Raw genomic sequence first — 23,602 nt, forward strand, 5'->3', positions numbered from 1 at the left:
TTTTTATATTACTAATAAGCCCCTCCGAGTTTTTATTTTTTAAATCAACGTCAACGTCAACGTCGTGGGGCTTCACCCCACACCCGACCAAAAGGGGATCAACAGCAATTCCCTCTTGGATCTCCCTTGCCGCTCCCTAACGGAGTTGAAAGCCCCTTGGGCATTAAGCGTTCTTATGCTATCGCGTCAGACGCTCGTCCCTGATTCGACTGACGCTATCTCGGCATCTGATAGGCAGGATGCCTGAATGTCGTGAAGTGCATGGATGCACGAGAACGACCATGCCTCGCTCACGCAACGAACGCAAATGCCCTGCGGCAACTCAAAGGGGAGGTGAACTTCTGTAGCCACTTTGTTGGCTGTTAATCCTCGGAGATTTGTAACTGTCCCATCTTTGCACTTAAAAACAAAAATATCAGCCTGTCCCATTTTTAGATTAACTTTACGTAATTACTTACTTTTCAGCTACAAGCTCGTTATCAAAAATCACATCCTGCGTAAAATTAGCATAATTTGATTTTAAAAATTGGAGTCCTTCAGTTGTAGTAACATCTAAGTCTAGATGTGAGCGAATAAACTCCAATCTATACTTACATTCTTTAATTAGCTGGCCCCAGGTTTTTACTTTAATGGTCATGTAATCAGTCTGATGAATAATACCTTGCCCTGTTTTATCTGCTTTAAGTCTATGGTCTGTGTATTCATTTGTGTCATTTGAAACAATCCAGAAGTTCCATTTAACATCAAGTTTATTAAACCTTTCATCACTAGCAACCGCGAATGCATAGGACTCAATTTGTTGTATTTCTTTAGGTCCAATAGGAACCTTCGGAGCTTTAAGCTCTATAACTAAATGCTCAAGTTGATCTGCATGGTTTTGGGGGACAGATTGAGTGAGCATTAAATCAACAATTCCTCTTGATTTATCAATCCTAGTTACCGGCTCATCTGGAATCAGATCTATCTTCATAGCCTTTAGATGCTTTTTAAGAACTTCGCTGAGAGATTGGTCATTTACAGACATTGAAAATGCATCGCCAAAAACCCATGTATTATCTGCAAGAATTTTGTGGAGTTGACTACGCTCTTTAAGTACCTGTTTCTTTTCAGGATCAAAAATAATGTGCTCCAAACCGGCTATAAATTTTAATCGATCAGATATTGTTTTTGATGCATTGATAATCGATGTAAGACTTATATCTTCAAGTAGTTCAGCTAGTTCTTTTTGTTTCTTCAATGATAAAGTTAGAACTTCTTCAAAAATAATTTGTAGGTCATTCGGGTTTGACGACACTATTTGTTTAAGTAGTCGAAATTGAAGACGTTTGACTTTAATGGGAGACTTTTCAAACTCTGGAAGTTCTTGACTAATATTTATTGCCAAAATATCAAACATCTGTCTCTCAACTTCGTCCATCACGTCAATATACCCGCCTTTATATGGGTATATATCTTCTTCTTTCCATTTCCGGATGATGTTAGCTGATTTAGCTAGTTTACGAAGAAATAGGTGATGCTTTAATTTGTCAATTGCATTACGAATAGTTTCTGATAAAGAAGATTCTAGTCCACCAAGCTCAAGGACTCCTTTAGAGGATAGTTTACTTATATGTTCAGATATCAAGTATGCTGTAAATTCAAATTCGTTAGTGCCTCTAATTTGTTTATCGTAAGTATGTAAAGGAAAACCATTTGTATCACAGAAATGAAGCTCGTTTTTAGTATCACATTTCCACTCAATAACTTTCATATAGTAATTAAAAGATTCTCCTTCAAACTCGACAGGAGGGAGTTCAAGTGTCTCTTGATGAAAAATCTGCGAGCTAGGATCAATCTTAATATCGTTTATATACATTTGAACTGCTGGGTACTTAGATAAGTAGATAGCAAATGCACAGGATATATAGTTGGAGAGTGCTTTTTCTGAGACGCTGATACCTTCCTTACTAAGTTCAGAGATACGAACAGTGGTACCAGATCGCTTAACTTTAGTCGGCTCTGTATCGGTAACCCTAAAGTTGCCAATATCGTCGGCCATCCCTGTTATAGAGAAAGACTTTGATATACCTTCTTGTTCATCAAAGTACACGGTCTCCCAATCTATAACTTTACCGAGAGAAAAAGGTTTAAAGCGGCCCTGTCCTTCCTGTCCATGAAGGAAACGCCCAGAGAGTGTCTTATTTTTGAACTTTTTCCATGAACCACCAAGTTTACTAAAATGTTTATCTGCTATGTCTTCTGTGATACCGAATCCGTCATCCGTCACTTCGATATTTTTTAAACCTCCATACAATGCGTCCTCGTTCAGTTTTACTGAAACTTTGTTTGCATCTGCATCTAGCGCATTCCATATAAGTTCAGATATAGCAACATAAGCTGAGGCATTTGATACTTTACCTAAGAAGTCGCTCTCGACTTCGACTTTTAACGTTCGAGCAGCCATGAAGTCAGTTTTCCAGTCTTATGTTATTGTTGGCATAATCTAGCATTTATTAGATCTTAATATCCAACAGATATCAAACAATGAAAACTCACTCATCTACCCATTTGGGTAAAGTTTTGCCGCTAAAATTACATGTCTGTTCTTAGCATGGCTTTGTCGGTCTATTTCCTGCAAAATTTAACGAGCCACCTATTGTTAAATTTGCAAAGTGTATGCTTGTAAAAAGGCATACAGATTACTAGATGGGTTGGCGGGATTAAGCATTGGCATGGAAGTGACCGTTGACGGCATGGATGCCGTCGTCGAGCCCTCATGGATGAGTTCATGGCGTGTCACTGGAATGACAGTGCTTAATTATCAGCGATGTATTGGTTAAGTTTGTGAATGACTTAAACAAAAAGGCGCCTAAGCGCCTTTTCTATTTAAGTTTTGATAAAAACCAAAATCTGATTAAACAATCAAATCATACTCATCTTTGAGTATCTTAATGATATCTGCCTTTGGATTCGCAGGCAGTGGGATTGGGGCGCCAGTCACTTTCTCGGCAACGCCGGTGTAAGTGCGTGACACTTGCATCATGGCCTCAAGTGGGAGGTCATTGTCGCGGGCTAGGGCTTCACGCTCTGGCATTCTGTCTTTGTTGAGCAGCACATCAGGATCGGGGAAATGATTCAGCAAGAACTGGCGGAAACCCTCTTTGGAGTTTTCTAAAATCTTGCCATCGCGGTAGGCTGCGCCGTCCCAAATACGTGATGAGTCTGGAGTGCCGACTTCATCCATGTAAATCAGTTTTGAATTGCCATCTTTGTCAGTCACATAACCGAACTCAAATTTAGTGTCGACAAACACTTGATCAATATCGGCCAGTGCTTTTGATATCACTTTAAAGCCATCTTTTAACAGCTTCTCGTACAGGTCGATATCTGCAAGCTTTTCAAAGCCAAAGGCTTGGTAATTGGCTTCGATGTCGCTGCGGCTGATGTTCACGTCATCTTGGGCGGGCACGCCTGGGATGCCGGTTAAAATACCTTTAGTCGATGGGGTGATTAACAGCTCAGGGAGCTTTTGATCTTTTTCTAAGCCTTCTGGCAGTGTGATGCCACAGAATACTCGCTCGCCTTTTGAGTAAGCGCGCCACATTGAGCCTGTGATGTACTGGCGGCAAATAGCTTCGACCTTAATGGGGCGAGCTTTTTGGACTATCCATACGAACGGGTGTGGGATATCCAAAATATGGCTGTCGGCTAGGCCGTTTTCGGCGAACAGTTTAAACCAATGGTTAGATATCGCGTTTAATGCCGCGCCTTTACCGGGAATCCCTTTGAGGCCGCCTTCACCGTGGAAGATACAGTCGAAGGCCGAGATACGGTCGCTGATCACCATGATGGCGAGTGGGGTATCTTCGGGGACGTTATAACCTTTAGTGGTAATTAAACGGCGACTGTCGGCGTCGGTTAGCCAGTAAACGCTGCGAACCTTGCCGCTGTGGACTGGGCTGTCGGTGCGGATAGGCAAATCGTTATTGATGGCAAGTACGGAATCAGCAAGACTCATGACGAGTATTCCTTAGGATAGAGAGTGTAGGGATAAGGTTTTTATAAGTGTCGGTTTGCAGATGTACTATGGCGTTAGCAACAGCCAGATTCATTGCAACCGCTTTATTATTCGCGCGTGGCTTAGGGCGTAAAGCGTTCAGCCAGTTTGCGGGATTTGATGTTAAATCTTGAACAGCAAAAGGGGTATTTTCGGGCGGTGTTTGAATTGTGTCAGCAGGAGATAATGCAAGGGATGGAACAAACGCAGGGCAAGGTTGGCACCACAGTGAAAGTGGTCTGTTAAAGCGGGCTGGGCCCGTGCCATTTTGCTCGAAAATGCTGACCATTAATCCGAGAGAACCTTGTGCTAGACTGCCGCGAAAAAGTGGCGACATTTTACCTTTATTGACAAAATTTGCCACGGCTATTTGCATTGTTCTTTGCTGATGTGCGAGCTTATGACACAGTTGCAGCCCACAAGACCATCAAGCTAAATATCCAATGGAGGGAATATGAGCACAAGTCATCCACATCTAGATAGCGACAGAGAATTGATATTAGAGCGGATTATCGACGCGCCACCGGAAAAACTGTTCCGCGCGTGGACCGAGCCTGAGCTTCTCAAAATTTGGTTTACGCCAAGGCCGTGGACTGTGGCTAGCGCGACCTTAGATGTGCGTGCTGGCGGCACTAACGTGATTGTAATGCGCAGCCCTGAGGGGCAAGATTTTCCTAACCGCGGCGTGTATCTTGAGGTGGTTGAGAATGAGCGCATCGTATTTACCGATGCCTTTACCGAGGCTTGGGTGCCGTCCGATAAGGCCTTTATGACGGCAACCATCACCTTTGAACCTGTGGACGGCAAGACCAAGTACACTGCGCGGGTGCTGCATTGGAATAGCGAAGATAGGCAGAATCATGAGGATATGGGGTTTCATCAGGGTTGGTCTAAGGCGACCGATCAGCTTGAGGAACTCGTCGCGAGTCTCTAGCAGGCATCCCGTATCAGAGAGTAAACAATAAGCAGTACCTAGCCCAATTGCCCCGCATATTTTATTGCTGGGGATTGGGCAGGATTAGAGGTGTTATGTCGTCACAGAAAGAAGTGCCAGTGCTTAAACAATCGGTGCTTGCGCCATCGCAACTCGCGCAAAGCGCGGTTTTGCAGAGCAATAGTTTTTTATCAAAACAGTTTAATGGCTTGTCGGAATTAGCCCAAGAGCTACAGGGCATCGAGTTCGAGGATTGCTGCTTTCAAGACTGCCATTTTAGCGAGAGCGTTTTTCGTAAATGTAAGTTTATCGATTGTCGCTTTGTACGCTGCAACTTGAGCTTAGTGAAAGTGCCCCAGTGCCAGTTCAGCGGGGTCGAGTTTGAAGAGTGTAAGTTAGTCGGTATCGATTGGACCCGCGCCGCATGGTCGCGTTTATCCTTTGCCGCGCCCTTTTCTTTTAAGCAATGCATTCTAAACGACTGCTCATTTTTAGGCTTGTCCCTCGATGAAATCATCATCGAAGAGTGTAAGGCCCACGATGTCGATTTTCGCGAGGGCAGCTTTAATCAAGCCAATTTCACCTACACGGATTTTAGTCATAGTCTGTTTGGCCGAACTCAATTATTGGAGGCGGATTTCAGCGAGGCCACTAATTACGATATCGACATTTTTAACAATAAAATCAAAGGGGCTAAGTTTAGCCGCGACGAAGCGATTCGCCTGCTCAACTGCCTCGATATAGAGTTAATGGATTAATGCGATTGTAATCAGTTTGGGTCCGCTAGCGCGATGTTCTTATCCTGCTAGGGTTATCGCAATTGACTGTAATGTCAGTTTTTTCTAAGCCGCCAGTGTCCAAACTGGCGGCTTTTTTCTGTCTTCTCCGTCGATGTAAAGCCTGTTCCAATAAGCCTGTTGATCTTATTCACGTATTTCAACGTCAGTCTTAGGTTTTAGTTGCGATAGATCACACCGAGCTTCCCCATGTGGTTTACCACAATATCCGCCTACCTCTTTCGGGATAACAATCTTTGTGGATGAGCAGTGTATTCAGCGGATGCTGGTATATCAGAAGATATGGCGGTGCTGTTTTAATGCTTTTATAACTAAAAAAGTAATCAAATCAGTGAGCAAACCTCTGCTCGATGGCGCCACAAATGGCGACTGACGGGTGGGATGAGCGTGATGGAGGTAACCATGATTGAGCTTAATAGGCGAACCTTTTTAAAGGGAGCGGGAGCGAGCAGCGCCACGTGTGCGTTAGCCAGTCTGCTGCCGGGCAGCTTAGCGGCATTAGAGAATAAGCAGCTAAAGGGCATGGGCAAAGACATTGCCAGTATTTGCGAGATGTGTTCAACCCGTTGCCCGATTTCGGCGCGGGTGATTGAGGGCAAAAACGTCTTCATTAGTGGCAACAAGGCCGCTAAGTCCTTTGGCGGTAAAGTGTGTGCCCGAGGCGGTGCTGGCCATAGCTTACTGTACGATCCACAGCGTATCGTTAAACCGTTAAAGCGTGTTGGCGAGCGCGGCGAAGGCAAATGGGCCGAGATCAGTTGGGATGAGGCTTATCAACTCATCGCCGAAAACCTAAATAAAATCAAAAAAGAACATGGCCCAGAGGCAGTGGCATTCTCGTCAAAATCGGGCTCACAAGAAAAGCATTTGTTTCACCTCGCGACCGCCTTTGGTAGTCCAAATACCTTTACCCACGCGTCGACTTGCCCTGGTGGTTATGAAATTGCCGCTAAGGCTATTTTTGGCACTAAGGTTAAACGTGATTTAGGCAATTCAAAATACATCATTAACTTCGGCCATAACCTGTACGAAGGCATCAATATGTCCGAAACCCGCGGCATGATGGCGGCGCAAATGGACAAAGGTGCCAAGCTGGTGGTGTTCGAGCCAAGATTCTCTGTCGTGGCCGATAAAGCCGATGAATGGTACGCCATTCGCCCCGGAACCGACGTGGCCGTCGCCTTAGCGTTATGCCATGTATTGATTGAAGATAATCTTTACGACAAGGCATTCGTCGCGCGCTATGTGGAAGGCTTCGAAGCCTTTGCCGCCGAAGTGAAAGCTTATACCCCTGAATGGGCCGAAACCATTTCCGATGTACCTGCCAAAGACATTCGCCGCATCGCCCACGAATATGCCGCTAAAGCGCCCCATGCCGTGGTCGATTTTGGTCACAGAGCCACCTTTACCACCGAAGAGTTTGAGATGCGCCGCGCCCTGTACGCCGCCAACGTCTTGATTGGTAATATTGAGCGTAAGGGCGGGATTTATATCGGCCAGAAACCCAGTGATTACAACAAGCTTGCCGGTGAAGCGGTTGCGCCCGTATTGGCAAAACCTGGCGTGAAAGACATGCCAAAACCAGCAGCGAAACGAATCGATCAAGTGGAAGAACAGTACGCCATGATGTGGACATCGGGCGGCGTCTACCAAACCATTCTCGATGCTACCTTAAGCGCTGTGCCTTACCAGTTACACGGCTGGGTGATGTCACGCACTAACCCAATGCAAACCATGACAGACAGAGCACGCGTAGTTGAAGCCATGAAAAAGCTCGACTTTATCGCCGTGTGTGATGTGTATATCAGCGAAACCGCCGCCTATGCGGATGTGATTTTACCTGAGTCAACTTATCTTGAACGTGATGAAGAAATTGCCGACAAATCCGGTAAAAATCCCGCCTATTATGTGCGCCAACGTGTGGTTGAAACCTTAGGTGATACTAAGCCTTCTTGGCAGATCTTTAAGGATGTGGGTGTGGCTATGGGCCTTGGCGAGTTCTATCCATGGGAAAACATGGAAACCCTGCAAATGCTGCAGGTGAACCGCGACACTGACCTGCTGCGCCGGATCAAAGACGAAGGTTTTGTGAGCTTCGGTAAGCCAATTATGTTGTGCGAGCCTAAGATGGTTGCCGAGTTTATTAAGGCATACCCCAATGCACGACCTGCCGATGAAGACGGCACTTTCGCCAGTGCACTCACCTTTAAAACCCCGAGTGGCAAGATTGAACTCACCTCCGCCAAAGTCGAAGCCATGGCACCGGGCCGTGGGGTGATCAAGTTCCGCGAAGTGAATCTTAAAAAAGCAGATGAGCTGTACTTTATCCAAGGCAAAGTGGCGGTGCACACCAATGGCGCCACCCACAATGTGCCTATGCTCGCTAACCTGATGTCGGATAACGCTGTGTGGGTTCACCCCGTCACAGCGGGCAAGTTAGGGATCAGCAATGGCGACCCAATCCGCCTCACCAGCAGTGTTGGCACAGAAGAAGGCCATGCCTTAGTCACGCCGGGCATTCGCCAAGATACTGTGTTTGCTTACATGGGCTTTGGTTCTAAAAACAAAGAGTTGGTCAGAGCAACGGGCAAAGGTATCCACTGCGGTAACTTACTGCCGCACGTGACGGCTCCTGTGTGTGGCATGACAGTGCACACCACGGGCGTCACGCTGGCAAAGCGCTAATCGGAGGCTTAAATGAATAAACGATATGTAATGGTGCACGACGAGAATAAGTGCATCGGCTGCCAAGCTTGTAACGTGGCGTGTCGCAGTGAAAATGGCGTACCCGAAGGCGTTACTCGTCTGCAAGTGCGTGTGGAAGGCCCCTTTGGTGAGATGCCCAATCTGCACTTCAAATACCACAGGGTATCTTGCCAGCAATGTGAAGATGCGCCCTGCGTTAAGGTGTGCCCAACGGGCGCGGCCTATGTGGGTGAAGACGGCATTATCTCTATCCATACCGAGAAGTGTGTCGGCTGTATGTACTGTGTGGCAGCGTGCCCTTATAAAGTGCGCTTTATGAACCCAGAAACGAAGGCGGCGGATAAGTGTAACTTCTGTAAAGACAGTCGTTTGGCGCGGGGCGAAGAGCCAGCGTGTGTGACTGTGTGTCCAACCGATGCCTTAGTGTTTGGCGATGCTAATGACCCGCAGAGTGACGTGGCCATCATGCTCAACACTAAAATCACATACCAAGATAAAACCCATTTAGGCACTAAACCTAGGGTATATCGCGTTCCTACCAAAAGAGGGGGGATTTGATTATGAACAATACTTGGGGCGACATGGCGCAATATGATCCTGTCACTTGGCACTGGGTCATCGCCGTTTACCTGTTTATGGCGGGGTTATCCGCGGGCAGTTTATTGATTGGCATTGGTTTACGCTGGGCGAATAAGGAGCTCAGCGCGGGAGCCGAAAGCAGCATTCTTAAGGCGGCTGCCATTATTGGGCCTGTGGCCATTAGCTTAGGTTTAGCCTGCTTAGTGTTTGATTTAACCAAACCCTTCCACTTCTGGCTGATCTTAATTCACTATAACTTCCAGTCTGTGATGGCCATTGGGGTGCTGGCGCTGCTGGCGTATTCTCCCTTAGCCTTTGCGTACGCCATTATTGTGCTGCGGGATGACTTACCAAAATGGGGTTTGGGTTTCCTAGCGCCTATCGCTAAGTTACTTATGCCATTTCGAAAGCTGATTGAAGTATTGTTGTTTGTCCTCGCCATTGGCGTAGGGGCTTACACTGGCTTCTTAATTTCGGCGATGAATGCTTACCCTATGCTCAACACTGCGGTACTGCCTGCGCTGTTTTTAGTGTCGGGTTTATCGGCGGGCGCTGCGGCAAACGCGGTACTGGCACTCTTGCTGTTTAAGACTGACAGCCACGATAAAACTTTAGTCAAGATGCACGGTTTAGAGTTGCCTGTGATGGCGATTGAAATCTTGTTCCTGTTCATGTTGTTCTGCGCCTTGTACTTCAAGGGCGGCGCGGCGGCTGCGGCCTTAGCGTCGTTAACCTCTGGGCTATGGGCAAGCGTGTTCTGGATAGGCGTCGTCGGTATAGGTTTTGGTATTCCATTGCTGTTCATGTTGCTACCAGCCGCGACTCGCCATACTAAGGGCGCAATGATCATGGTTGCCTGCGCGAGCTTAACCGGCGTACTCGCTCTAAGACACTTTATTGTGTACGCAGGGCAAAGCTATTTAAGCTGAGTGTAAGCTGGCTTTAGATATTGATAGATAAAGAAAAGCACTGACAATGTCAGTGCTTTTTTATTGTTTGAATCTTCAGATGATTTGCCAATACAAGCAGGACGCTTATTGGGGCAATAACTCGATAACCGATTTCACCGTTAGCACTAAGGCGCTGATACTGCATAGGACTAAGGTCGCCATTTTAGTTTTATCTTTATCGACACTGCCCACTAATCGCCCCGCGACTAAATACCCTAAAAGCACTGAAGGCAGCAACATTAACGACAGCCACAGGTGCTTCAATTCTAATAAGCCAGTGATCGCCAAAATGACCATAGCTATGGTGGAGCTAAAAATGAAGAAGGCCGACAGGGCGGCACGAAACTGCGAAGCGTCTTTGCCTGACAATAGAATCGCCATCGGCGGGCCACCAATAGCGGCAATATTACCGAAAATCCCCGAGACGACGCCCGCCCCAAAGAGGGTTTTCTTATTCACTGGCAGGCTGAATTTATACAGGCTGAGTATAACCGCGACAGCCACAATGGCGGCGATGGATAACCCGAGTATGGGCTGAGGCGCAAACAGCAACAGACTCGCGCCGATAAAACCACCGGGCACGCGACCTATAAGCGCATATTGCAAGCCATTGAATTCTAAATGACCACGTTCCCGGAATAAGGTCAGTAGCGAGATGGTAAATCCCATGGCAATAACGGGACCCGGTACGAGCTGCGGATCGACGATATACAGCAAAGGACTGGCGACAACCGCTAGGCCAAACCCAATCAGGCTCTGGGTTAAGGCGCCAAGAAATACAATCAGTGAGGCCAAGGCGAGAGTCTGTGGATCTATCATAGAAAACATAGGATTCCATATAAACAAAAAGGGATCGTTAACGATCCCTATTGATGAGCACTGTGATGTAACTTTGCCAGCGACAAGTCGCTATTCCATGTCTTCCCACTCGATCCCCATCTCGTCCATCAGCAACTTGGCTTCGGCGGGAATGCTGTCTGGGCTATCTTTTGACAGATCTTCATCGTTAGGCAATGGCTGGCCAGTGTAGGCGTGCAAAAATGCCTCACACAACAGCTCGCTGTTGGTGGCGTGACGCAAATTATTGACCTGACGACGAGTTCGTTCGTCCGTAAGGACCTTAAGCACTTTGAGCGGAATAGACACAGTAATTTTTTTTACTTGTTCATTCTTCTTGCCATGTTCAGCATAGGGGCTGATGTATTCCCCATTCCATTCAGTCATTGACTCACCTGTTATAACGCTAAATTCGGGGCAGATTTTAAACCCTTACAAAGAACAGTCAAATTATTGCTACTATTTCTTTGTGATTGCAAACAGATTTCTTTATGTTCAGACGTCTAAACGTCTTCACGCCTATTGACGATGGCCTTGGGCTTAGGTACATTTAGACGTCCAGACATCTCTATCAGTCTACCGAATTTAGGAGTCCACCCATGGCAGAGCGTCAATTAGCCACACTGGCAGTGCGTCAGGGTATCGAAAGCGATACTCAATATGGCGCAGTTGTGCCACCGATTTATTTGTCGACTAATTACGCCTTCGATGGTCATAAAAATCCTCGCGAATTCGATTACAGTCGTTCAGGCAACCCAACACGCTGTATTTTAGGCGAAGCATTAGCGCAATTAGAAAAGGGCGCCACTGGCATAGTGACCTGCACTGGCATGGCGGCCATCACCCTAGTGACCACTTTGCTCGGCCCCGATGATCTATTGGTGGTGCCCCACGATTGTTACGGCGGTTCTTACCGTTTATTTACTAATTTGGCGAAGAAAGGCCAGTTTAAGCTGATTGTGGTTGATCAAACCGACAGCCAAGCGTTAACCGCAGCGATCGCGCAAAATCCTAAGATGGTGTGGCTCGAAACCCCGTCTAACCCGCTATTGCGTGTGGTGGATATCGAGGCTATTGCTAAGGCAAGCCATGAGGTCGGCGCGCTGGTGGTGGTCGATAACACTTTTTTATCGCCGATATTGCAACAACCCCTATTGTTAGGCGCGGATATCGTTATCCACTCCACCACTAAATACATCAATGGTCACAGCGATGTGGTTGGCGGCGCTGTGGTTGCCAAAGATGCACAAATTGGCGAAAGCTTACATTGGTGGTCGAACACGTTAGGCTTAACGGGATCGGCATTTGATAGTTACTTAACCCTGCGCGGCCTACGTACCTTAGCGGTGCGAATTCGTGAACATCAAGCCAATGCCCAGCGCATTGTTGAGGTGTTAACGCAAAGCTCTGTGGTGAGCAAAGTTTATTACCCTGGTCTTGCGGATCACCCAGGTCATGCCATTGCCGCCAAGCAACAAAAGGGCTTTGGCGCTATGCTGAGTTTTGAGCTCAAGGGCGGCGAGGCCGAAGTGGTGGCCTTTTTAGGTGCACTCAGCTTATTTAGTGTGGCGGAAAGTTTAGGTGGCGTTGAAAGTTTGGTGGCCGTGCCCGCAACTATGACCCACAGAGCCATGGAGCCGCAGGCGCGTTTTGAGGCAGGCATTAAGGACACCCTATTGCGTCTATCGGTGGGTATTGAAGATGCCGCCGATTTAGTTGCAGATATTCAAGCAGGATTAGCCGCCGTTGCGGCTTGTCAGTAGAGGAATAATAGATGGCACGTTGTCACTTACATAAATTTGGTGGCTCCAGTTTAGCGGATGCCGATTGTTATCGCCGAGTCGCCCATATCCTGTTAACCCACGGTCATAGCGATGACCTTGTGGTGGTCTCTGCGGCGGGTAAGAGTACGAATTTCCTGTATAAATTATTAGCGCTGCGTGATGCGGGTCAGTTGTGGCAAGAAGAATTACAAGTGCTGACCAGCTACCAACAGGGGTTGGTAGAGCAGTTATTGTCGAACGAACAAGCCCGCGATCTGCGCGAGCGTTTGGCGACAGATCAGGCGCAGCTCATCAGTCTATTGTCCCTCGACGAACGTAACGAATACCAAGTTAACCATGTGGTGAGCTTTGGCGAGCGTTGGTCGGCACGTTTAATGGCGGCGCTGCTGCGCGAATCAGGCGTGGCCGCAAGCCATGTGGATGCCTGTTCAATTTTAGTGGCCGATGAAGCCGCCGTGCCGCAAATTCGGGTGCAGGAATCCCGCGCAAAAGTACAAGCGCTGTTGGCCGCCCACCCAAATGAACGACTGGTGATCACTGGATTTATCTGCGCTAACGAGCGCGGCGATACTTTATTACTTGGTCGTAATGGTTCCGATTTTAGCGCTAGCTTGATTGCCAGCCTTGCCGATATTGAGCGCGTGACCATTTGGACCGATGTGGAAGGGGTGTTCAACGCTGATCCTAATAAGATCAACGATGCTAAATTACTGAAAAGCATGTCACTTGCCGAAGCCGACCGCCTAGCGCGTTTAGGCTCGCCAGTATTGCATTCGCGCACTTTGCAGCCTTTGTTCAATACCGAAGTGAGTTTAGCGGTGCGCTCAAGTTATGCATCACACACCGACTTTACCTTGATTGCGCCCCACAGTTCGTCTGCGAGCGCGCCTGTGGTGACGAACCTCAATGCTGTCGTCTTGTTCGGCTTTAAGCTCACGGGTGAATTAACGAGCTTATTAGATTCGTTGATCGCCGCGGGTTTAACGCCATTGGCCCATTGGACGTCTGCCCATCAAAGGGTTGAGCTTGCCTATACCGCTGAAAATCAAAAACAAGTGCAAAGATTACTCGATACTCATGCACAAGCATTAGGGATCAGCGAACAACAGATCAACACAGATCTCGGCTTAGTGGCGTTAGTGAGTGCCGATGCTGAACATTATCGCCGTAGCTTCGCCCGTTTATTAAGTCGTGATGCTAAACCTTTGTTTAGTGGTGACTTAAGCTTAGTGACGCTGGTGCCTCAGTCGCAGGTGAATCTGTTGACGCAAAAGGTTCATCGCCGCTGCGCTGGGCCGCGTAAACGCATTGGTGTCTTGCTGCTCGGCGTGGGCAATATAGGTGAGGCATGGGTCGATTTGTTTAAGTCTGTGTCGCCATCACTGGACCATGAACTCGAAGCTAGCGTTGAGTTAGTCGGTTTAGTCAGTTCGAGTAAAGCCTTGATTAAATCCACAGGTATTAATCTTGCCGCGTGGCAGACTGAGTTTAATACCGAGGCTACGCCTTGGCAGTACGAGCACTTGTTCGAGCAATTAGAGCAAGTTAACTGCGATGAGCTGGTGGCCTTAGATATCAGTGCCAGCGCCAGTTTGACGCTGCAATATCCAGAGCTGTTCGAGCGTGGCATCCATGTGGTGAGCGCGAATAAACTCGCAGGCTCGGGTCCACTGCCTTTCTACCGTGAGTTAAAGCAGCAACTGGGTAATCGTCGTTTATTTTGGCGCTATAACGCCAGCTGTGGCGCAGGTTTGCCTATCCAACATGCGTTAAATGATCTGCGTAACAGCGGTGATAGCGTTGAAGCCGTGGGCGGGATTTTCTCTGGCACCTTGTGTTGGTTGTTTGAGAAATACGATACCAGCAAGCCTTTCTCTGAATTAGTGATTGAAGCCAGAGGCTTAGGCATCACTGAACCCGATCCCCGCGACGATCTGTCCGGTCGTGATATGCAGCGTAAATTGCTCATTTTGGCCCGTGAAATTGGCCTTGAAATCGAGCTTGAAGATATTGAATTACGCTCATTAGTGCCAGCCGATTTGGCGGATATTCCCTTAGATCAATTTCTCGCCCGCATTGCCGAGTTAGATGCCGATCTGCTGCAACAATACGGTGCGGCGGCCGAGCAAAATAAGGTGCTCAGATACGTGGCATCCTTAGATAACAGCGGCTCAGAGCTTAAAGCTGAAGTCGGTTTGCAGTGGATTGATGCCCATCATCCCTACGCTAATTTGACCCCTGGCGATAACGTGTTTGTGATCCGCAGCGTTTTCTATCAAGGCAATCCGCTTATCATCCGTGGACCGGGCGCCGGACGCGAAGTGACAGCGGCAGCGGTGCAGTCGGATCTAACGCAGATCTGTCGCGATCTCTTGCAAGAGTAGACTGAAATTCAGCAGCTTAAAGGACTCATTCGAGTCCTTTTTTATTGGCTAGAATAAATCTATCGAATTAACCGAGATTAAATGCGGTTTATGGACATTTTTTGGCTTGACTTACATCTCAGTTTCTCTAGTATATGGACATATAGATGTCCAAACGTCCATTTGAACTAATTCATAATAGCAAAGAGTAGCGCCAAGGGCGGTTGAGGAATTACACATGGCTTTTCATCACGCACAACATTCACAATCGCTGAACCAGAGCTTGTCTGAGCTTAATGGCGATATTAATGTTTCTTTTGAGTTTTTTCCGCCATCGACCCCCGAAATGGAACAGATCTTGTGGAACTCTATTCGTCGTTTAGAGCCGCTTAATCCTAAGTTTGTGTCTGTGACCTATGGCGCTAACTCAGGTGTGCGCGACCGCACCCACGGCGTGATTGAGCGTATTCAACAGGAAACGGACCTTGTTGCCGCGCCGCACTTAACCTTAGTGGATGCCAGCGATGAAGAGCTGTTAGAACTGGCTAAGCATTACTGGAAATCGGGCATTCGTGACATAGTGGCACTGCGGGGCGATTTACCTACGGGCAGCCCCAAGCCCACTCGTTTTGCGGTGGATTTAGTGCGTTTACTGCGCTCTGTGGCCGACTTTGATATTTCCGTTGCGGCCTATCCAGAAGTGCATCCCGATGCGAGTAATGCACAGGCGGATTTGATCAACCTCAAGCGTAAGATTGATGCGGGCGCTAGCCGTGCCATTACCCAGTTTTTCTTCGATGTGGAATCTTACCTGCGCTTTCGTGACCGCTGCGTCGCCGCCGGTATCGATGTTGAAATCGTGCCAGGCATCTTACCTGTGACCAACTTTACCCAGCTAAAACGTTTCGCGGGCATGACCAATGTGTCGTTACCGGGCTGGCTACACAAGCAATTCGATGGTTTAGAAAACGATGCCGGTACACGCCAATTGGTGGGCGCAAACGTGGCAATCGACATGGTAAAAGTCCTGTCCCGTGAAGGCGTGAAGGATTTCCACTTCTACACCTTAAACCGCGCCGAACTGACCTACGCCATTTGCCATACGTTAGGTGTGCGCCCTAAGTAAAACATCAACAACATAAACTAATAAAAACGCCGCAGATAATGCGGCGTTTTGCTTTGTGGTAATGGGTGTAGGTGTTAGATCCTAAACTGTGCCAGTAGCACTTGCAGGCGAGCCGCAAGCTGTGCAAGTTCGTCGCCAGCCCGCGCAGTGTGCACCGCACTATTGGTTGTCGTCGTAGCAATATCGTTGATGTTATTGATATTTTTGTTAATTTCTGCGGAAACAGCACATTGCTCATTTGCCGCGCTGGCGATCTGGATGTTCATCTGGCTAATGGTCGAAACCGCTTGGGTGATGGCCACGAGTTCTTCACCCGCTTGATTAACTTGGGCAACACAGCTTTGAGTAGTGCGTGAACTGGTTTCCATCGCCGAAACGGTAGATTTGGCTTTAAGCTGTAGCGCTTCAATCATTTTTTGAATTTCTGTGGTTGAAGCTTGAGTGCGAGTCGCAAGGGTGCGAACTTCATCGGCTACCACGGCGAATCCTCGTCCTTGCTCTCCGGCTCTGGCGGCCTCAATTGCAGCATTAAGCGCCAGCAAGTTGGTCTGTTCGGTAATATTGCGGATCACAACTAATACAGAATCAATTTCGGCAGTATTACGTTCGAGTTCATTAATGGCATTGGCGGCTGCGGCGATTTCTTCCGCTAATACAGCAATCGTCGCGACGACTTTTTGCACTACGAGTTTGCCTTGTTCGGTTGACTCATTGGCGTGATTGGCAGCATCCGCGGCATCGGTCGCATTGTGGGCAACCTCTTGAACAGTGGCGGCCATTTCATTCATTGCGGTGGCGACCTGTTCGGTTTCAAGATTCTGACGATTGGCCATCGATTGAGTTTCGTGGGTAATGCCCGACATCTCTTCCGCTGAGGTTGCGAGTAAACTCGTGGCATCAGACACTTGAGTCACAGTGTGGTGGATTTTCTCCACAAAACGGTTAAATGCCTGCGCTAACTCGGCGATTTCATCCTTACTCGTTATGGTAATTCGACGGGTTAAATCGCCTTCGCCTTCGGCGATGTCATTCATGGCTTGGGTTGTTTCTGCTATTGGGCGGGTAATGCCCTTAGCAATAAACCAAGCAATGGCAGTGCCGATTAACATTGCAGCGAAACCGATGAGGATCAACTTGAGGCGAATATCCGCCATGACTTGCTCTGAATGGCTTCTGTCCATCGCAATATCCAGTACCCCAAAGACTTGTCCCGAGTAATCTTTTATGGCGTGGCGATACAAAGCGAAGGTTTTGCCCTCTAAGCTAATAGTGCGAATCACTTCGTTGCCTTGCATCACGCTATTGAGTTCACTTATGGCCTGAATATCGGGCGTGAACGTGGCGCCAAATGCTTTAAAATCCGCGCCATTGGGCAACAATAATGCGATTTCAGCTTGATAAGCATCTTTAAAACTGTCGAAGAAAGGTTGTCCAAAGGACATACCAAATTCCACAGAGCCTGTGTGTTGGCCTTGATAACCCATGGGCACTAAACCGCGAATCCCTAAACCTTCAACACCATATTCCAAACCGTTTAAGGGCTGTTTTGTGGTGTTGGTTTCCACAATCGTTTTACGAATTGCAGTGAGATCATCACCGAATTTTTCGGGGCGATGTAATCGTAAAAAAGAGGTTGCTGGTGGCGTATGAAACTGAAATTGTTGTACGTCGAAATCTTGCTTAAGCTTGGCAAACAGGGGCAGAGTACGGTCTTTGAGTGCAGGGCGATCCCGTTCGGCGAAGTTACTTTGGATCTCTGGCGTCAGTGAAACTATCGTTGCCATGGCCTGTGCGAGTTTACCGGATGAGGCTATGTTGGCTACCGCAGTTTCGTACAGTTTATGCAGTTCTCTTTGCTCAGATTCTTTCACCTGACTGCTGAATTCCGACAGGACTAGCAGCATGATAAAGCTCATCATGGCCAACAGTAATAGACATATCCCAACCACAATCCTCGTACTAATTTTTAAATTCACCAAAGCCAACCTCCCAGTTCACTTCATCAGTCTGATTTATCTTTTTAATATTATAGAGATACGGCTGACTATATTTGAGATGGCGCCAGCCTTTTGGATTATTTGTTTCCCTATGCGACATTTTTGCGCCATAGGACACAGAAAATTTTTTATAGGAGCACATTTACTTAGCCTGCTAACTAAGTATAATGCTTAGCACGCTAACTAAGTGGGTGAGCAAGATGCAAAAAGAATTAGAGCGATTGAAAGAGTTATCACTGGCGGAGCATTTAGGCCGTCTGCATCGATTGTGGCGTACCGTGGCCGATGTCGAGCTGGCACCTTTGGGATTAACTCATCCCCGCTGGACGGCATTGTGGAAATTACTGCGTTTAGGCGACGGCGTGAGCCAGAAAGTGTTGGCCGATGCCTTAGAAATTGAATTGGCTTCGTTAATGCGCACCTTAGGGCAATTAGAAGAGCAAGGTTTAGTCGAGCGTCATTGCTGCGACAAAGATAAGCGCGCAAGGATTGTGACGCTAACGCCTGCGGGATTGGATGTATTAAAGCAAATGGAAGCGCGGATAATTCAGGTGCGCCGTGAGTTATTAGCTGGGATCAGTGCCAGCGAGCTCAGCGAATTTGAACGCATTATTAGCCTGATTAGTGACAACGCCAGCGCCAAATTGGCCAAGGCAACAGCAACCATTTTGTGAGAAAGAAGATGACACCGGATCAACAGTTTGCCCGTTTAGTAAAATTTGCCATGTTCGGCTTTGTGATGGTTTTTGGCTATTTTATGCTTGCCGATACTATGATGCCATTAACGCCGCAAGCCATGGCGACGCGTGTGGTGACTAAGGTTACGCCGCAGATCAGCGGCAAAATTCAGACCATAGCCGTGACGAACAACCAAGCGGTTGCCAAGGGCGATTTGTTGTTTCAAGTCGATCCCGCGCCCTATGAGTTAGCGGTATCGCAAGCTAAATTGGCCTTAGAGCAAGCCCGCCAAGACAATGCCGAGTTAGATGCCTCGCTGCTTGCCGCGAAGGCCGACGTCAATGCCAACAAAACCACCTCACAACAGAAACGCAGCGAAGCTAAGCGCCTCGATGCTCTGTATGCCACCCATGGTGTATCGCAGCAGCAAAGGGATCAGGCCGATAGTGATGCCGCCGCCGCGGAAGCCAATTTGCTCGCCGCCAATGCGCGTTTAGAAAAACTTAAGGTGAGCCGTGGCAGTTATGGCGAAGAGAATCTTAAGGTGCGTCAGGCACAAAATCATCTTGCCCAAGCTGAGCTCAATTTGTCTTACACCCAAATCCATGCCGATCAGGACGGGATTGTGACTAACCTGCAGTTAGAAGTCGGGAGTTTTGCGACTGTGGGGCAACCTCTGTTAGCCGTGGTATCGGATAAGATTGATATTATTGCTGATTTTCGTGAAAAGAGTTTGCGTGGCGTCAATGCTTCATCGACCGCTTTGATTGCGTTCGATGGTGAACCCGGTCGTTTATATCGGGCGACGGTGAGCAGTGTCGATGCGGGCGTGAGTGCGGGGCAATTCGATGCCAATGGCCGTTTAGCGGCGCCGCAGGAATCTGATCGTTGGGTGCGTGATGCCCAAAGATTGAGGCTGCATTTGGAGTTAGATGGGATGGCGATGAACAGCTTGCCAGCCGGTGCGCGCGCGACCGTACAACTGCTGCCTGAGAATAGTCTGTTTAGTCTACTGGCTAAGGTGCAGATTAAAATCATTAGCCTGCTGCACTATATTTATTAGCCTATTTACTAGCTTATTTATTAGCGTATTGACTCGCCTATCTACACGCACTTATTGCTGTTGACGGGCGAGTGACTCGCGGTTGGTGTGTGTTTGCCGTGAGTCGCTTGAGTGAACGCTTCAAAGCAACATAAGTGTGAATGCAGCATAAGCCAGCTAAACATCCCCATTTTACGTATCGATAGAACAAGGCGACGAGCATGTTACTACGCCATAGCCCATTGATGGCCAACGATTTACGCCAGTGTTTACGGATTGCGACTGGCGCGACCATAGGTTTTACCCTGTGTAAAATGTTTGGTTGGAGCAATGGAGTCTTCTTCACTGTGACCCCCATGCTATTACTCGGACTCGTGCCAGTGATGAATGGCCACGCCATGCGCCAGTTATTGGCCTCATCTGCCATGGCGGGGTTAGAGGTTGGACTGCTTGGTGGTTTCTTCGGCAGCCATCCCGGCCTGATGACGCCCATCGTCTTCCTGTTATTTCTATACCGTTTTGCGGCCATGTCCCGTGGCAGTTTGTTCCTCTTTGGCGCCAATGGAGTGCTCAGCCTCAGCATCATGCTGCACTTTGCTAGCTATCCCGGCGTTGATTTAAACGACTTAGTTTTCAGTAACTTTTGGGCGACGGCATTGTCGGTCGTTATTGCCTATGCTATGACGGCACTCTGGCCCGATGTGGAACCCAGGGCGGCTTACAAGCCTGGACCTAAGGCGCCACATCGAATGCGCCACGAAGCATTACTCGGCGCGACCATAGCGACCGCATCGTTTCTGGTATTCCAAATATTTGATCTGCGGGATTCGATGTCGGCTCAGGCGACCACCTTGTTGCTCCTGTTTCCTATGCATTGGAATGGCGCACTCGACTATGCCCGTAAGCGCGCTATAGGTACTTTGCTGGGCGTGTCGTTTGGGGTCGTTGTGCAGTTGGTACTCTATGACTGGTCAGGACTATTGATATTAATCGTCCCCTTGCTGTGGATTGGACTGATGATCTTTAGCCAAGCCCATGTGCGAGAGGCAAGTGGCTCAGGCGTGGGTTTTGGCGCCATGACGACCTTAGGTATTCTGTTTGGCCAGTATCTGACCCCAGGCAACGATTTAATCTTCAGCGCCTTATATCGAGTGAGCAGCATTCTCACCGCCATCGTCGGCACGCTACTCCTGTGTTATTTGATACATAAGTTATTGAATCGTTTTGAATCGACGCGATTTGGTTATTGATTCTGGCTACTCGGGCTTGAAGACTTGCAGCATACCCTTTCAAAGAGTAAGGTAAATTTATCCCATTTGGATTGAACAATAAATGAGCTTTAATGAACGCTAAGGCTCATTTATTGACTGTTTTAAAAATGAGCGGCTGATTCAAAAATGGGTTCAGTGTGTGAGCAGCAACATAAATAACAATAACCACCTATGCTTTAGAGCTTAACTCTCTTCAAGGATAGAACATGAAGATTAAAACATTCGTCATAGGCTTAACGCTATGCAGCGGCTATGCGGCCGCCTCCGTTGCGCCTTCTGGCAAACAATTGATGGAAATTATCCCCCAACCGGCACAGTTATGTGTGTCTTGTCATGGGGTAGAAGGTCAGGGCGTTGAACCGCTCGGCCCTCGATTAGCGGGATTATCTAAACAATATATCTCGACCCAATTACAGCATTTCCAAGCGGGTGTGCGCCAAAACGCAACCATGATGCCGATGGCAATGACGTTACAAGGTGATGGGATTGAGCAAGTGGCAAACTACTTTTCTGCAAAGCCTGCCAATGAGGTCAAGCCCGTTATCCGCGGCGAACAGGTGGTTTTCAATGACGATACCGCCCGTTTAGCCTACCAAGGTGATTGGTCACGTGGTTTACCAGCCTGCGTGACCTGCCATGGTCCTTCGGGGTTAGGTGGCGGCTTATTTCCCCGTTTAGCCGGTCAGCAAGCGAGTTATATTAAAACTCAATTACTGGCATGGCAGTCGGGAACGCGCAAAGGTGATGTCGATGGCATGATGGCGAACGTAGCTAACAAGCTTACCGCCGCTGAGGTTGATGCCTTAGCAAACTACTTTGCTAATTTGAAATAAGGAGCCAGCCATGAAATATTCCGCAATGTTATTACTGGCCGCTATGGGGTCGTTAACCGTGCAGGCGCAAGCCGAATCGGATCCGGTGCAAGAGCGCCCAGATAAACAAGCCCCGCTGCCTTCTTTCCCTAAGATACCGGATCAAACCTATCTTACTCCTAGACCTTTGAGTGCCATTCCTGAAGGCGCCTTTGGTGACAAAGTGCGTTTGGGTTATCAGCTATTTGTGAATACCCAACAGCTGCGTGATAAGTATGTGGGTAACGAACTTAACTGCACCAACTGCCATATGGATGCGGGCCGAAAAGCCAATGCTTCACCCCTTTGGGGCGCGTATTTTGCTTATCCAGCGTATCGCAAAAAAGATAATAAGGTCAGTAGCTTTGAAGAGCGCATTCAGGGCTGCTTTAACTATTCGATGAATGGTAAAGCCCCTGCATCGGCGAGCCCTGAGTTAGTGGCGCTTTCTGCCTATGCCTATTGGTTAGGCATGGGTGGCTTGATGGACGAAGCTAATATTAGCGGCCCAGTCCCTGAGCTGAGTGATGCCGAGTTAGTTAAAGGTGCCAAACGGGAAGACTTCCCGCTACCAGAGATATTAGCCAAGGCGATGACAGTTGAGCAGCGTGCCAACTTGCCGGGTCGTGGTTATCCTGAGATCCCAAAACCCGAACAAGCCTATTCACCTGAACGGGGTAAAGAGGTCTATGTCGCCCATTGCCAAACTTGCCACAGTGTTGATGGCCAAGGTCAAGCGATTGCTGGCGTGTATGCGCTGCCGCCGCTGTGGGGGCCTAAGAGTTACAACTGGGGGGCCGGAATGCACAGGGTCAATACTGCCGCATTCTTCATCCATGAAAACATGCCTTTTGGTAAGAGTATGCAGTTAACTAACCAACAGGCTTGGGACGTTGCAGCATATATCAACTCCCACGAGCGTCCACAGGACCCGCGTAGCAAAGGTGATGTGAAGCAGGCGCAGGAAAAATACCATAATGACAGCGATTACTATGGTGTCACGGTCGATGGCAAAGTGTTAGGCACTGAGTCCTATCCGATTTTTCCTAAGAAGTCTTAGTTGAGCCGCTTTGATTCAGTGCTCGTGTGATGTTATAAAGCGAGTGAATAAGTTAGACAGAAAAGCCAGCAAGCATTTAGCTTTGCTGGCTTTTTTATTGGTCAATTGTACTGAGTGCTCTGTGATTTCAGGGTATTAGTACTTAGTGGTTTAGCCCGCTAGAATCGGCTTGTCACGGCATTCGCTCGTCGACTCGCAGCCAGTCCATCCTTGGATGCTCGACCGCCCCGTCCATGGGGCGGACGGTCGCCTCGCAAATCACCATGACTCGCCTTTGCATTAGTGTGATCTGTTGCTTTAAAGTACACAGAGAATTTAGCAATGGGTGGCTCAGTAAACTTTGTACGTTATAATATCCCCTTTTGTGGGCCATATATGAATCAAGGTGCTCTCTCAGATAACTGTAGTGGTCAAGTAAAATTGGCCACGGTTTTAGAGTCATTCCAATATAAACGTTCTGACTCATTTGGCGTTAACCCACCATTATATTGATGGGGTCTGGTCTCACTGTAATATCCAGTGATGTAATTTGTGATCTCTTTATCTGCTTCTGTAAAATTCCCATAACCACTGGCGGGTATCCACTCAGAT

The 23,602-nt window shown here is 48.0% G+C and carries 19 protein-coding genes and 1 pseudogene; 13 read left to right on the forward strand and 7 right to left on the reverse strand.

What is annotated here, in order from left to right; all coding sequences use genetic code 11:
• Positions 1-454: 454 nt before the first annotated feature.
• The 3 genes from KV201_RS12605 to KV201_RS12615 form a co-directional block, all read right to left on the reverse strand.
• A complete protein-coding gene (locus KV201_RS12605) occupies positions 455-2,443 on the reverse strand; it encodes an ATP-binding protein (protein WP_226059516.1) in 1,989 nt (662 codons plus the stop codon).
• A 450-nt stretch (positions 2,444-2,893) separates the two neighbouring features.
• On the reverse strand, positions 2,894-3,997 hold the full coding sequence (locus KV201_RS12610; protein WP_012586692.1) for a phosphoribosylaminoimidazolesuccinocarboxamide synthase: 1,104 nt from the start codon (positions 3,995-3,997) through the stop codon (positions 2,894-2,896).
• Positions 3,984-4,412 (reverse strand): hypothetical protein, encoded by a 429-nt coding sequence (locus tag KV201_RS12615; protein WP_011847904.1) that lies wholly within the window; start codon positions 4,410-4,412, stop codon positions 3,984-3,986. The genes KV201_RS12610 and KV201_RS12615 overlap by 14 nt, the downstream gene beginning before the upstream one ends.
• 78 nt (positions 4,413-4,490) lie before the next feature.
• Here KV201_RS12615 and KV201_RS12620 point away from each other — a divergent pair, with 78 nt between their 5' ends.
• The 5 genes from KV201_RS12620 (at position 4,491) to nrfD (ending at position 9,981) form a co-directional block, all read left to right on the forward strand.
• Complete coding sequence (locus tag KV201_RS12620) at positions 4,491-4,970, forward strand: SRPBCC family protein (RefSeq protein ID WP_226059518.1); 480 nt, start codon at positions 4,491-4,493, stop codon at positions 4,968-4,970.
• Positions 4,971-5,065: 95 nt separating this feature from the next.
• The gene (locus KV201_RS12625; protein WP_226059519.1) at positions 5,066-5,728 is read left to right on the forward strand and encodes a pentapeptide repeat-containing protein; all 663 of its coding nucleotides are present in this window, start codon (positions 5,066-5,068) and stop codon (positions 5,726-5,728) included.
• A gap of 441 nt (positions 5,729-6,169) precedes the next feature.
• Entirely contained in the window at positions 6,170-8,452 is a 2,283-nt protein-coding gene (phsA, locus tag KV201_RS12630; RefSeq protein ID WP_226059520.1) for a thiosulfate reductase PhsA, read from the forward strand.
• Positions 8,453-8,464: 12 nt separating this feature from the next.
• Entirely contained in the window at positions 8,465-9,031 is a 567-nt protein-coding gene (locus KV201_RS12635; protein ID WP_006087006.1) for a 4Fe-4S dicluster domain-containing protein, read from the forward strand.
• A gap of 2 nt (positions 9,032-9,033) precedes the next feature.
• Positions 9,034-9,981, forward strand: coding sequence for an NrfD/PsrC family molybdoenzyme membrane anchor subunit (nrfD, locus tag KV201_RS12640; protein WP_011847900.1), 948 nt, complete (start codon positions 9,034-9,036; stop codon positions 9,979-9,981).
• A 105-nt stretch (positions 9,982-10,086) separates the two neighbouring features.
• On the opposite strand, the gene KV201_RS12645 is transcribed toward nrfD, so the two are convergent.
• Together KV201_RS12645 and metJ are read right to left on the reverse strand one after the other, a co-directional pair.
• Entirely contained in the window at positions 10,087-10,830 is a 744-nt protein-coding gene (locus tag KV201_RS12645; protein ID WP_012196613.1) for a sulfite exporter TauE/SafE family protein, read from the reverse strand.
• 81 nt (positions 10,831-10,911) lie between these two features.
• On the reverse strand, positions 10,912-11,226 hold the full coding sequence (metJ, locus tag KV201_RS12650; protein ID WP_006083215.1) for a met regulon transcriptional regulator MetJ: 315 nt from the start codon (positions 11,224-11,226) through the stop codon (positions 10,912-10,914).
• Positions 11,227-11,438: 212 nt separating this feature from the next.
• On the opposite strand from metJ, the gene metB reads away from it, so the two are divergent.
• The 3 genes from metB (at position 11,439) to metF (ending at position 16,112) form a co-directional block, all read left to right on the forward strand.
• Complete coding sequence (gene metB, locus KV201_RS12655; RefSeq protein ID WP_012088152.1) at positions 11,439-12,602, forward strand: cystathionine gamma-synthase; 1,164 nt, start codon at positions 11,439-11,441, stop codon at positions 12,600-12,602.
• 11 nt (positions 12,603-12,613) lie between these two features.
• Positions 12,614-15,007: a bifunctional aspartate kinase/homoserine dehydrogenase II gene (locus tag KV201_RS12660; RefSeq protein ID WP_226059521.1), complete on the forward strand. Its 2,394-nt coding sequence runs from the start codon at positions 12,614-12,616 to the stop codon at positions 15,005-15,007.
• 217 nt (positions 15,008-15,224) lie between these two features.
• A complete protein-coding gene (gene metF, locus KV201_RS12665; protein ID WP_107402692.1) occupies positions 15,225-16,112 on the forward strand; it encodes a methylenetetrahydrofolate reductase in 888 nt (295 codons plus the stop codon).
• Between the two features lie 74 nt (positions 16,113-16,186).
• Here metF and KV201_RS12670 read toward each other — a convergent pair whose 3' ends face one another.
• Positions 16,187-18,088, reverse strand: coding sequence for a methyl-accepting chemotaxis protein (locus KV201_RS12670; RefSeq protein ID WP_012586700.1), 1,902 nt, complete (start codon positions 18,086-18,088; stop codon positions 16,187-16,189).
• Positions 18,089-18,309: 221 nt separating this feature from the next.
• Between KV201_RS12670 and slyA the strand changes: the two genes are divergently transcribed.
• From slyA to KV201_RS12695, 5 genes are all read left to right on the forward strand, one after another.
• A complete protein-coding gene (gene slyA, locus KV201_RS12675; protein WP_226059522.1) occupies positions 18,310-18,783 on the forward strand; it encodes a transcriptional regulator SlyA in 474 nt (157 codons plus the stop codon).
• A gap of 8 nt (positions 18,784-18,791) precedes the next feature.
• Positions 18,792-19,850, forward strand: a complete 1,059-nt coding sequence (locus KV201_RS12680; RefSeq protein WP_226059523.1) for an HlyD family secretion protein — start codon at positions 18,792-18,794, stop codon at positions 19,848-19,850.
• Between the two features lie 200 nt (positions 19,851-20,050).
• Positions 20,051-21,079: a DUF2955 domain-containing protein gene (locus KV201_RS12685; RefSeq protein ID WP_226059524.1), complete on the forward strand. Its 1,029-nt coding sequence runs from the start codon at positions 20,051-20,053 to the stop codon at positions 21,077-21,079.
• A 227-nt stretch (positions 21,080-21,306) separates the two neighbouring features.
• Positions 21,307-21,933 (forward strand): c-type cytochrome, encoded by a 627-nt coding sequence (locus KV201_RS12690; protein WP_006083208.1) that lies wholly within the window; start codon positions 21,307-21,309, stop codon positions 21,931-21,933.
• Between the two features lie 10 nt (positions 21,934-21,943).
• On the forward strand, positions 21,944-23,011 hold the full coding sequence (locus tag KV201_RS12695) for a c-type cytochrome (RefSeq protein WP_226059525.1): 1,068 nt from the start codon (positions 21,944-21,946) through the stop codon (positions 23,009-23,011).
• Between the two features lie 410 nt (positions 23,012-23,421).
• Here the strand turns inward: KV201_RS12695 and KV201_RS12700 are convergent.
• A pseudogene (locus KV201_RS12700) lies at positions 23,422-23,602 on the reverse strand (IS3 family transposase); the annotation flags it as partial.

The organism is Shewanella sp. SR1 (assembly GCF_020447145.1).
GTDB lineage: Bacteria > Pseudomonadota > Gammaproteobacteria > Enterobacterales > Shewanellaceae > Shewanella > Shewanella baltica.